The sequence below is a fragment of the Limnoraphis robusta BA-68 BA1 genome (genome assembly GCF_034932365.1).
In the GTDB taxonomy this organism is placed as follows: domain Bacteria; phylum Cyanobacteriota; class Cyanobacteriia; order Cyanobacteriales; family Microcoleaceae; genus Capilliphycus; species Capilliphycus robustus.
The window spans coordinates 1-11876 of record NZ_JAYGHR010000042.1; the positions used below are offsets into that span (position 1 = coordinate 1).

12 protein-coding genes are annotated in these 11876 nt (G+C 42.8%); 3 read left to right on the forward strand and 9 right to left on the reverse strand.

The features are described from left to right. Positions 1-302 precede the first annotated feature (302 nt). Both VB836_RS12805 and VB836_RS12810 read right to left on the reverse strand, forming a co-directional pair. Positions 303-1943 carry an alpha-amylase family glycosyl hydrolase gene (locus VB836_RS12805; protein ID WP_323219676.1) on the reverse strand — a complete coding sequence of 547 codons (1641 nt, stop codon included), beginning with the start codon at positions 1941-1943 and terminating at the stop codon, positions 303-305. A gap of 7 nt (positions 1944-1950) precedes the next feature. Beyond that, positions 1951-2082 (reverse strand): hypothetical protein, encoded by a 132-nt coding sequence (locus VB836_RS12810; RefSeq protein WP_323219677.1) that lies wholly within the window; start codon positions 2080-2082, stop codon positions 1951-1953. Positions 2083-2566: 484 nt separating this feature from the next. On the opposite strand from VB836_RS12810, the gene VB836_RS12815 reads away from it, so the two are divergent. From VB836_RS12815 to VB836_RS12825, 3 genes are read left to right on the forward strand one after another with little or no spacing between them, the layout of a single operon-like run. Continuing rightward, positions 2567-3901, forward strand: a complete 1335-nt coding sequence (locus VB836_RS12815; RefSeq protein WP_323219678.1) for an MATE family efflux transporter — start codon at positions 2567-2569, stop codon at positions 3899-3901. Beyond that, positions 3901-4848, forward strand: coding sequence for an aldo/keto reductase family protein (locus VB836_RS12820; RefSeq protein ID WP_046278551.1), 948 nt, complete (start codon positions 3901-3903; stop codon positions 4846-4848). Before VB836_RS12815 ends, VB836_RS12820 begins: the two co-directional genes overlap by 1 nt. A gap of 47 nt (positions 4849-4895) precedes the next feature. Continuing rightward, positions 4896-5297: an ester cyclase gene (locus VB836_RS12825; protein ID WP_046278552.1), complete on the forward strand. Its 402-nt coding sequence runs from the start codon at positions 4896-4898 to the stop codon at positions 5295-5297. A gap of 3 nt (positions 5298-5300) precedes the next feature. On the opposite strand, the gene VB836_RS12830 is transcribed toward VB836_RS12825, so the two are convergent. The 7 genes from VB836_RS12830 to VB836_RS12860 form a co-directional block, all read right to left on the reverse strand. Continuing rightward, the gene (locus VB836_RS12830) at positions 5301-5936 is read right to left on the reverse strand and encodes a histidine phosphatase family protein (RefSeq protein WP_046278553.1); all 636 of its coding nucleotides are present in this window, start codon (positions 5934-5936) and stop codon (positions 5301-5303) included. Positions 5937-6066: 130 nt separating this feature from the next. Beyond that, positions 6067-6777, reverse strand: a complete 711-nt coding sequence (locus tag VB836_RS12835) for a hypothetical protein (protein ID WP_323219679.1) — start codon at positions 6775-6777, stop codon at positions 6067-6069. Between the two features lie 57 nt (positions 6778-6834). Further along, positions 6835-8064, reverse strand: coding sequence for a glycosyltransferase family 4 protein (locus VB836_RS12840; protein WP_046278555.1), 1230 nt, complete (start codon positions 8062-8064; stop codon positions 6835-6837). 92 nt (positions 8065-8156) lie between these two features. Beyond that, the gene (locus tag VB836_RS12845) at positions 8157-8693 is read right to left on the reverse strand and encodes a DUF1349 domain-containing protein (protein ID WP_046278556.1); all 537 of its coding nucleotides are present in this window, start codon (positions 8691-8693) and stop codon (positions 8157-8159) included. 61 nt (positions 8694-8754) lie between these two features. After that, positions 8755-9726 (reverse strand): hypothetical protein, encoded by a 972-nt coding sequence (locus VB836_RS12850; protein ID WP_323219680.1) that lies wholly within the window; start codon positions 9724-9726, stop codon positions 8755-8757. Then, positions 9719-10828: a DegT/DnrJ/EryC1/StrS family aminotransferase gene (locus tag VB836_RS12855; protein ID WP_323219681.1), complete on the reverse strand. Its 1110-nt coding sequence runs from the start codon at positions 10826-10828 to the stop codon at positions 9719-9721. Before VB836_RS12855 ends, VB836_RS12850 begins: the two co-directional genes overlap by 8 nt. 212 nt (positions 10829-11040) lie before the next feature. Next, positions 11041-11421 (reverse strand): polysaccharide biosynthesis C-terminal domain-containing protein, encoded by a 381-nt coding sequence (locus tag VB836_RS12860; protein ID WP_046281297.1) that lies wholly within the window; start codon positions 11419-11421, stop codon positions 11041-11043. Positions 11422-11876 lie beyond the last annotated feature (455 nt).

Sequence of the window (11876 nt, forward strand, 5' to 3'; positions counted from 1 at the left end):
CAGTTGAAAAACCCAGCATCTAATCGATGCAATGAACCTTGAAAACTTAAGGTATGGGGTTCTTGCAAGAAATGCTTTGGCCATATAAAACCTTAAAGCACCAAGTACAGAGAATCAAGCATTTTTTCTCAAGTACGGTAGGGCATACCGAAACTATCTCTGAAATGAGATGAACGACTGGGGAGACTCACCCCAAAGAGCGTAGATTGGGAAACCAGTTGGCTGTAAGGGTTGTCAATGAACCAGTAATCCAAATCCGCTCGTGTTTGGAGAATCCCCTTTCTTTAGAAATGGGGAGTATGTCAATCAGTATCGGATGATTGAGAACAACGTTGAATAACCAACCCTTCATTTCCTCGGAGTTCAAGAATATCGCCCAGTTTGCCACCGTGGCGATCCATAAACGTAGACAGAAGAACAGTTGACTGATGACGAAACTCAATCGGTAAAACCCATTCCTGATATTCTGAACTGAAATTCAGAGCGATAATCAACTCCGAGTTTTCGTTAAATCGTCGGTAGCAGAACAGTTGAGAGGGTGAGTATAAAGCAATGTAGTCACCGAGTTGCAAAACTGAATGTTGCCGACGTAAGCGTAATAATGCGCGGGTCAACGACAGAAATGACCGAGAATCCTGCTGTTGCGCCTTGACATGGAGATGGCTGTAATCATAAGTAATGGGTAGCCAGGGCGGGACGGATTCAGGACAAAAACCCGCATGAGGCGAGTTATCCCAAAGCATTGGTGTGCGTTCAGTATCGCGTCCAACTCCAATACCGGGAGCTTTAATTTCCCAAGGGTCTTGGATATGTTCGGAGGGAATCCAGGCATCTTCCATTCCCAACTCTTCTCCGTAATAGATTGTTGGCGTCCCCCGCAGGGTGAGCAGTAACATCATCCCAATTCGGGCTTGAGCAATCCCAATTCGACTGGCGACGCGATGTTTGTCGTGATTACTCAATGACCAATTCGGCCATGCCCCTTCTGGTAAAAGTCTCTCGTAACGATCGACCACTTCTCGGACGTACTCTGCATTCCATTGACAGTCCGATGACATCAATTCAGAATTGAGGGGTAAGTGAAATTCGTCATTGGCACCGTAGTGCTTGACAATTTCTTCCAATGACTTATACAGTTCAGCCATCAACAGGCGATCGCCATCATACTTCTCTACAAGCGATCGCAGCATTCGATTGTAATCGTGAATTTCCGGTATGTTTTTACTGAAGACTTCAAACAAGCGATCGGAGGGTTCCATGCCGGGATGCCAGTCTGGATTTACCGGATTATCTCGAAACTGGGGATCTTTGAGGGCGCGATATGCCGCATCAACCCGAATTCCATCTATGCCTCGCTGTAACCAGAAATGCAATACATCCAACATGGCTTGCTTTGCACCATTGCTCCGCCAGTTAATATCCGGTTGTTCCTTGAGAAAAGAATGGAGATAATATTGCTCTCTCTTGGGTTCCCATTCCCAGGCAGAAAGCCCATCAAAACGGCCAATCCAATTATTCGGAAGCCCTCCCTCTGGCGTGGGATCTTTCCAAATGTACCAATCTTGTTTGGGGTTAGAGGGGGAACTGCGGGATTCAATAAACCACGGATGTTGATCGGAGGTATGGGCAGCCACAAAGTCAACCAAGATCTTGAGATTGGAATCATGCAAACATTGGATTAAGCGATCGACATCCGCAAGCGTTCCAAAAATCGGGTCAATATTGGTATGGTCGCTAACATCATAACCAAAATCAGCCATGGGAGAGGGATAGAAAGGTGTTACCCAAACCGCATCAATCCCCAGCCATTTTAAATAATCGAGTCGCTGGATAATACCCTGAACATCACCGATGCCATCTCCATTCGAGTCCTGAAAGCTGCGTAAGTAAATCTGATAAATCACACCAGACTTCCACCAAGGAGCATGAGACATGGTAGGCATAGGTCATTCACACCAATAAGAGAAAGGGAAAATTTCTGCCTTGAGTCAGGCTATTTTGCACGCTACCTAAGCTACCATGAGCATGGCAAACGGGTAAAGACTTGCCTGCCCAGACTGATGCTACTGTCAGTTTTGACATACTCCCCATTTCTAAAGAAAGGGGATTCTCCAAGCCTCACGGCTTTGGATTACTGATTCATTGACAACCCTTACAGCAAGCTAGTTTCCTAACCTACTCCAGAGGGGTGAGTCTCCCCAGTCGTTCATCCCATTTCAGAGATAGTTTCGGTATGCCCTACCGTACTTGAGAAAAAAATGCTTGATTCTCTGTACTTGGTGCTTTAAGGTTTTATATGGCCAAAGCATTCAGAGCAAGAACCCCGTACCTTAAGTTTTCAAGGTTCATTGCATCGATTAGATGCTGGGTTTTTCAACTGGTTGAATACCCTGCCAGTAGAGTTATTCTAGCATTAGAAAGAGCCTTATATCCCCATACCTGAAGGTAGGGGCGTGTGCGGCAATTTTTGGTAAACAAATGTTACTATAAGCTCGTGTTAATTCTGACCGGGTGGAATGGGTCAACAGTAGAATATCAGTCTCAATTGGACATTTGGGGGGTTACATTGCTTCAATACGACTTTCTCTCTCGCTTTCTCAAAGTCGCCTCTGTTAACGTGCTGTCGAATATTACAATTCCCTTGTCAGGGGCAATTAGTGTTGCTTTTCTGGGGCATTTGTCAAGCATTAGCTATTTAGCCGGGGTAGCACTGGGTGCTATTTTGTTTGATTTTCTCTACGAGAGTTGTGCCTTTATCAAATCGGGAACTACTGTGATGACCTCTCAAGCGGTAGGACGTGAGGATCGAGAAGCACTGCTTCTAGCCGGATTGCAAAATGCCTTAATTGCTTTGGGCTTTGGGATGCTTTTTCTGCTGCTGCAATATCCTATCGGAAAGCTAGGTTTTTTCATGTTAAACGGTACTCCAGATGTGGAACTTGCGGGTCTTACTTATTTTAATATCCGGATTTGGGCAGCACCTGCGGCGTTAGTCAACTTAGTTTTAACGGGATGGCTACTTGGGCAAGAACAAAATGGCAAAGTTCTTTCACTGACGATTATTGGAAATGTCGCCAATATTGCACTCAATTACCTCTTCATTGTCCGTTGGGATTTGGCAAGCATGGGAGCGGGGTTGTCACAAGCGATTAGCCAATACATCATCTTATTTGTAGCACTTGTGATGATTTCTCGACAAGTTTCGTTAAAAGAAATAATTGCTTTAACCGAAAAAGTGCTAAATTTATCGGCTCTGAAAACTCCTTTTATTTTGAACCGCAATCTATCCGCTCGGTCTGTAGTGATCGTCTTGATGTTTATCCTTTTTAGTGCTTTTGGTGCAACATTTGGAACAGACATTCTCGCTGAAAATGTTTTGCTTATTCAAATTGTTGCCATCAGTATGTATATGTGTGACGGTGTAGAATACGCAACGACTACTCTAACAGGTAACTTTAAAGGACAAGGAGCAACTCATAAATTTCTGCCGCTTTTGCAAACAGCATTAGGAACAAACCTTACTATTGCTTTAGTCATTGGGTTGACTGCTTTCTTTTTTCCTGGCCCCTTATTTCATCTATTCACTAACCATTCTGAATTAATAGAATCTATTAGCGTTTATACGCCTTGGATATTACTCGTTGTCGTAGGTTCAGGATTTGCTTATGCTCTAGATGGGTATTTCGCTGGCTTAGGAGAAGCGGTTGCTGTTCGCAAGACATACCTAATCAGTGGGTTTATCGGATTAAGCTTACTTTGTGTATCAACCTTTTATTTGCACAGCAATCATTTTTTGTGGTTGAGTTTGTCAATGTTTATGTTATCTTGCACGTTAGGTTTGGGAATACAGGTTCCCATGACATTACAATCTAATCCGGAAAAGGAGGCGGTTACTAACTGATGAAATACAGAAAATTGGGCAACAGTGAATTACTCGTTTCTGAAATTAGTTTGGGTTCTTGGGGTGTTCACGAGGGGGTAGAAGATCGCAATGCCAAAGCCTGCATTTACAAGGCTTTTGACGTTGGAATTAATTTCATTGACACGTCTAATTCCTATGCGGCGGGTGGTGCTGAGTCGTTTCTGGGGGAAGTGTTACAAGGCGTTGAGCGCTCGTCCTATCTCCTGGCCACGAAGGTCTTTTTTCCCACCTCACCGACTGACAAGGGACTCTCAGCCCCCCAAATCAGAAAACAAATTGATGCGTCCTTAACTCGGTTGCGGACTGATTATGTTGATCTGTATCAATGTCATCGCTACGATCCGGATACACCGTTGGAAGAAACCATGATGGCACTGACTGAGGTCGTGCGTCAGGGAAAAGTGCGTTACATTGGCTTTAGCGAGTGGAGTCCAGAACAAATTCAAGCCGCTTGCGATCTTGCTGATGTAGAACAGTTTGTTTCGAGTCAACCTCAATATTCGATGCTGTGGCGTGACCCGGAAGCTGAAGTGTTTCCCTTGTGTGCAGCCAATGGAATTAGTCAGATTGTTTGGTCTCCCCTAGCGCAAGGTGTACTAGCAGGTAAATACGAACCTGGACAAGTTCCCCCAGAAAATTCTCGTGCGGCTAATGATAAAATGAATTGGTACTTATTGCAGGAGTTGTTTAGCGATCGCATTCTCACCGCAGTCCAGAAATTGAAACCCATTGCCCAAAACTTAGGATTAAGTATGCCACAGTTGGCTTTGGCTTGGGTACTCCGCACTGAGTACGTTTGTTCAGCTATTATTGGTGCGAGTCGTCCGGAACATATTGTGGATAACGTCACAGCATCAGGAGTCAAACTCGATACAGATGTATTGGCAACAATTGATCAAGTCCTCTTACCAGTTGTTCACAAGTGATTCACGCTTCGTGTATGATTGAGCCGTTAAAGTAGAAATAAAATGCTATGAGTAATTTAACAAATAAAGATGTCGTCAGACAGTTTTTTGAAATCTATAACAGTCAAGATTACGAAGCAGCATACAAATGTATGGCGTCGAATTATTTAGATCATGGACTTCCTCAAGTACAAAGTGTTGAGGATGCAATTAAGATCTTGAAATCGACTCACACATCCTTTCCAGATATTAAAGTGGTCATCGATGATCTAATTGAAGAAAATGACAAAGTTGTATTTCGAGGTCACTTTAGCGCTACCCATCTCGGTGAGTTTGTTGGTATCGCTCCCACTGGTGTGAGAGTAGAATTTGAGGCATTAGAAATCTTCAAGATTGAGAATCAGAAGATTACAGAATCTTGGGGGTATTGGCCGATGTCGGAAATTGTCCACCAGATTCAGGCTTCTTAACTTTTAAGAATTTAGATTGGCTGTGAGGATATCCATAGTTTCAAGATGACTTGTATCATTCCAGACAACAAGACTCCAACACCCGTTAACATACTCAAAACAGCAGAAGCTTGCATGATGCAGCTTGAAGCGCCAACCATTTCCCGGTGGAAGATTAAACACCATTTCAGAGAAATTCATTAAGACAAAACCATGAGTAACCACCACAACGGTTTCATCTAAATGTCGTTCAGCAATCCGATTCAACGCACGATAGCCTCTGTCCCGACATTGCCTTAAACTTTCTCCTGCTGGGATGACGTATTCATAGCGCATCTGTTTATGGTCTTGCCGTTCCTTTGGAAACTTCTCGTCCATTTCAGAAAATGTGAATCCCTGAAATATTCCCATATTCCACTCCCGTAATTCCGAGTCAAAAATAACATTCTTTCCACAAATTTCAGCAATGATGTTGGCTGTTTGAACCGCACGACCCAGATCACTACTGTACAAAGTGGTGAATGAAAGACGACGTAAACGATTAGCAATGGCTTGAGCCTGTTCAATTCCTTTGGGAGTTAATAGACTATCAAGTTGTCCCATTACCTTGTCTTGTTGATTCCAGTCGGTTTCCCCATGGCGCACAATAATTAGTTTCATTTCTGGCTATCGTATTAATGATGCTTGAGCAGTAAGAATCCATTTCTACAATATCCTTCTGATTTTAAGGCCAGTTTAACATGAGTTAAACATCTGCTTAGGTGCCGCGAGCCTCAAGAAAGAATCTAATTTATTGAGTATTTTTATTTCCAACCCCTGACGAAACAGGATACCCGTTTCTTTCAAACCAATCCTGATATTTCGTCTCGATTTGTTTCACTAAATCCCGATCCAGATAGTTCATCCAATAACCATGACCACCATCTGTAATATGATTAGGGTGGAAAAGATTAGTTTTGTGGTGAACATCATCTTTCTCCCCCTCACTATTGTAAGATAAACTATCAATTTCTTCAACGATGGCTAACGCATTAACAGAACCGATGTCACAAACTTGTGCTAATTTTTCAATCACCCTGTTTTTTTCATTTAAAATACTGTCATAAGGTACAACTAGGTCTGCGACTTCAATCCATTTTTCGTGCATTCGGATCAGATAGTCCGCCGACTCCAGGGAGGGAGGATTTCCAAAGATTCTTAAGGCACTTGCCATTGCATCTCGAACATCTCTATAAGAATAGACAATTACATCTGCTCTCTCGACAATCCCTGGGTTAAAATCATGTATTTTGATCAGGGTATACTGTTTCTCTGGGATCAGCTTATCCTTCCAATCTCCGGACCATCCACAACTCAAATTCTCCTTGATAGTCGGTGAACTAGAAAGCACTAGGCGAGTCGCATTGTACAACCAGGTACTCCCGGATCTCATCATACCTGCGGCAACAATTAACTGCGATGTCATAGCAATATTTTCTCCTTTTAGATGATTGTTAACCATTGCTCAAAAAAAACCTCTATCTTGAGTTCAAGAATATAATTCAAGAATATAAAAGTTTTACCAATGCTCTTCTCGCTGAAGTTCCTTCCAAAAATAGCTAGGTTTTATTTTATGTAAAAGAGGTAATCCAGTGCGGAGAGCGGCTAGTTTTTCACCGTGATCGTACAAACAGAAAGCATAATAAAATAAAGCATAGTTTGTAGCGATTCTTCGTTGTGTTACTGCATCTTGTTGTAAATTCAGATAGGGTGGTATATTAACCCGATTTAGGGTTGGCAAATTTGGACGGGATGACTTAGCCGTTTTATTATAAATATCAAAATAAACTTGAGGTAAGTCTTTATAAGACTCTTCCCAAGTCCAAGATTGACGGATTTCTTGCAGTAAAGCTTGCGCTCTGTCTTGGGCTATTTTAGGGTTGTCCATATTATCAATAACGGCTTCTGCTATTTCTTGAGGATCGAATCCTGAAAGAACTTTTCCACATCCGGGTCTTTTGAGAATATCTACAGCGATACCGACGGGAGTTGATATTACAGGAATTCCACAAGCTCCGGCTTCGAGTAGGGTTAAGGGGCCTCCTTCTATGCGTGATGCGATCAAATACAGATCCAGTTGATTATAGTATTTAGGCACATCTTCTCGCGGTACACTGACCTTGTAGGTGACCTGACAACCCAGTTCTCTTAATGCAGGGACTAAATTTTTCCATCCGTAACCCATAATCAAAAAAGCGGGTTTATATCCAGCTTCTACTATGATTTTTGTCGCTGCTATTAGTAGTCTACTACCTTTGCGATCGCTACGACTACTCGGACGTTGAGTTCCAAAAAAACCAATCACAAAATTATCGCGGGACTTGGGATTGGGTTTTGGACAAAAGACTTTCGGATCGACTCCATTGGATAAAAGACTGATTGTTGCTTTTTCCGGTTTAAGCTGTTTCACCTCGGGTTCTAAAATTTTAGAAACATAAAATATGTGATCGACCAACTGCAACTGTTCCGGTATTTCTTTAAAGTTCCAATGGTGATAGCTGGTTAGAATTGGACGAATCTCAGCCGCTTTTTTGATGTGTTCATAGGAGAAGGATTGAACATCAATAACAAAATGAACCAAGTCCACAAATTCTAACATTTCCGGACAGGTATCCATCATTTCTATAAACTGATTCATATAAACCCACAGGACTTCTATTCCTTGAGGTTCCACAACAGAAACAGCCTCTCGGACTAAGACTTCCAGACTGCCACGCGGTAAGTTAATGATAAAAAGAACTCTCATCATACGAATTGATTTAGAATTTACCCTGAAAATTGATTGTCAAATTAATAAATAGTCTCAACTCTAGTATGATCCTGGACGGCTTTTTTCAAAAGTCATGCTGTAACATTAACCATGAAATCCTCAAAGGTTACTTCAAATCCATCTCCATCTGGGGAAGCACACATAACGCCAATTTGAATTGTTTCATAGGGGAAATAGGTCATTCTCAGCAAAGCATAGTTAGACACTTCATTTAAGTAGAAAATCTGGATTGCTTCCTTAGAACGTTCAACCCGCATCTGTAAAACGTCGGGAGGATTTTGCAAGGGAATTACTGACCAATCTGAATAATCATGGGTAACAACAGCACTTAGATTTTGTACCCCATCAACGTATTCAATGCCTGTCTTAATCCAATGCTTTTCATCAACGCGCAACATAATCCCCGCTTGGTCATAGATATCTTTATAATCACCACGTATTTTGACTTCTACCACAAAATCAGTGCTAATCGAATCAAAATAAAAATGCCCCGTATCACGAATAAACCCATAATGAGTCATTCGCCAAAAATCGGTTTTGGGGGATGTTTTGACAATCAAGCGATTGTCTGAATCAGTCCATTGGGCGGGTTCATTAAGCCATTGCATAGGGTTTTATCTTGTTCAAATTTTTAACAATCAATGGTGTCAGGTACTTTTTATTTATCCTTCACCAATGATATTGCACTAAGTATTCTAAGCCTAAACGAGAGGAAAACATTAAAGCACAGGGTTCTTGTTCTCCAGGTAAGCGTCCATATTCTAGCAGAGCCTCTGCTTCCGCTTTACTGCGAATCCTAATTAAACTGGAATGTTCCTCCCACTCACCTGATTGAAAATGATGATCCGGCATTTCTGTTTGTACCACAAAAACCAAATCAACTTCTCCAGTAATTGGGTTGCCAGATATGCCAATAAATCGAGTATTTGTCTCGTTTAAAGTCATGGCAATCTTCACTTCTTCCCGCAACTCCCGTTGAGCATCTTGATAAAAATTGATCTCTTGAACGGTGGGAGAAAATGTTGCCCAACCCGCTACAAAATTGAGAACGCCTCTATAATCGGATGAATTCAACCGTTTGCCAATGTAAACATTACCCTCGGTTGTCACCGGAACCACCCCAACCCCAACTCCTCTGGCAAAATAGGCGTAGGGATCTTGATAAGTTATTAATCCCCGCAGCATCAGCTTTAACGATTCCAACGGACTACGAGTTATATCCAGACGACAGCGGGGGTAGCTAGTCAGCCCAACTTCCAGGGTAAGGGTGTCTTGACTGCGAGACCAAAATCCAGCCACTCCAGCCCCAGACCAGCGGACTTTGCGATCGTCATAACTTCCCGGTTGGGTGCCATCTGAGAGGATACCCCTGCGAATCTGAGGATTAATCACCGCTTCCAAATAAGCTTGGAACTGAGTGTCAATTGGTTCGCCATCAAGATTTTGAGGGCCGTGTCCTTCCCGCACTTGAATTTGGGTGATGTTTGCCGTCTCATGGGGAGAAATTAAGTGAAAAAAGTCGCAGCCTTTTATCAAGGCTTCAGATAAGACTTTACCTTGGGGCAAATCTGCTACAGCCGCAACAACCTGTTCGTAGCAGGCAAGATATTCAGAGGTTTGAGAAAGGGGGGATTCAGGCACTTTCGGCTTGTTCACGAGACTGATAGAACTGGTGAATTTGAGCGATGATATAATCGAGTTCCTCATCGGTCAAAATGTAAGATGACGGTAAAGAAAGTCCTGTCTCATAAGCAGATATGCTAACTGAATAATCCACACTTGGATCGGCCCAGCCTTCATAGCAGGGTTGAAGATGAAGCGGACAGAAAAGGATGCGGGTTTGAATTCCCTGATTTTTTAAATAGTCAGCCAGTTCAGCGCGGTTTTCCGCGTAAAAAGAAGTAAACCAGTAGACAGGCTCACAGCGCTCATCTATCAAGAACGGCTTCAACTGGGTCACGTCTGCCAAGCCAGCCATATAAGCTTCGTGAATTTGCCGCTTGCGTTCAATAATGGCTGGTAATTTTCTCAGTTGAGCAATACCCACAGCCGCCTGCATTTCCGTCATGGAAAAATTAAACCCGATGTGTTCATGGACAAAGGTACCGCGACGCGAGCGCCCATGATTCTTAAGCCGCCGGCAGGTTTGGGCAATAATATCACTGTCGGTGGTGATAATTCCTCCTTCTCCACAGGTGATGGTTTTGTTGCCATAGAAGGAAAATGCTCCCGCATCGCCGTAATAGCCGACATGACGACCATTGAACTTGACACCTATTGCCTGAGCGGCATCTTCAATGACTTTTAAGTTAAACTGTTCGGCAAAGGCTAAAACCGCTTCCATATCGGCACTTTGACCATATAAATGGACGGGCATGATCCCCTTGGTGTTTTCATTGACCAACTTGGCGGCAGCTTCAACATCAATACACAGGGTATCGGCTTTCACGGGACAAAAAATGGGTTTAGCCCCGGCCATAATCACCGCATTGGAAGATGCCACAAAGGTCATGTTGGGAACAAGCACTTCATCGGCCTGACCAATATCGAGCGCTTTTAAGATACAATACAAAGCAGCGGTGCCATTGCATACGGCGATCGCGTGTTTGGCTCCCGTCAGGTCTTGAATCTGGGCTTCAAACTCAGCGGTTACTTGATTTTCGGTTAAGTAGGTTGATTCCATCACCTTCTTAACTTCTAGCCACTCGCTATCATCAATCCAGGGTTGGATCTGAGGAATCATCTAATTTTCTCCTAAAATATTTGGGTTTAAAAAAGCTTTTAGCTCTAGGATTTTTCCGTTCCTATTCGATTCAATTGGTCTGAAAATTCACCGCAGAAGCTATAGCGTTTCTCAAAGTTCTGAGGTACACAATCGTAAACTTTCTTCTTGCCGATGGTCAAAGATTCTGTACTTTACCCCGATGAAATTGCTATAGATTTGACAGTAGATTTCTATTGCTTAATTTCCGACAGCGTGTGGAGATCGGGGTTGATTGGATCAAAGGGAACATCTAGTAGGGCAACTTGCTCACTGTCTTCGAGATAGCGCAAGGTATGCAGCATATAAGGTTTAATCTCAATTCCTTCTCCGGAGTTCAAAACAAACTGTTGTTTTTGTTCCGGGTTTTGGCAATGTTGCAGTTCGACTTCAGCTTTACCTCGCAGCAAAAAGATCACTTCTTGGGTTCGCTTATGAAAATGACCACCTCGAACTTCACCCGCCTGAGTCGCGACAAAATTAACTTCTTGCCAAGACCCTTGGTTAACTAAGCCCCAAAATGAACCTCTATGATCGGAGCGATTCATATAACAAGAAATTTTCGGAATTGGCATCACTACTACTCCTTGATCTACACCCAATTCAAACAATACAGATGGATTAACAAACAACTGAGGCTTAACACCTCAGCCAGCTTTACCTGCTTATTTCTCCCAAAATTCCCTAAGCAAACTTGGGGAACTCGCGCAGAGAGTCAAGCTACGGTCTTTTAATCTAAAGACTAAGTTAATATTTGCTTAGTAATTAGTAATAAGATTAAGCAGATATTCAGCATTTCGATTATAAATTTTATGTGACCCCTCACAATTTGTCAAGTTTTTTTGTTGCGAAGCTTCTGCTTCTTTATCTGGGCTTGCCAACTCTACGGTCTAATCAAACGAGAGTGAAGCACCTGTCGCCAACATTTCATTTATGGCGCAGGCTTCCTGCTTCATTGACAATTGCCTCTACCAAACACAGTGTCCGGCTTTGGACTTACGCTGTCTTCACAGGCTAGAACGCCACTTCC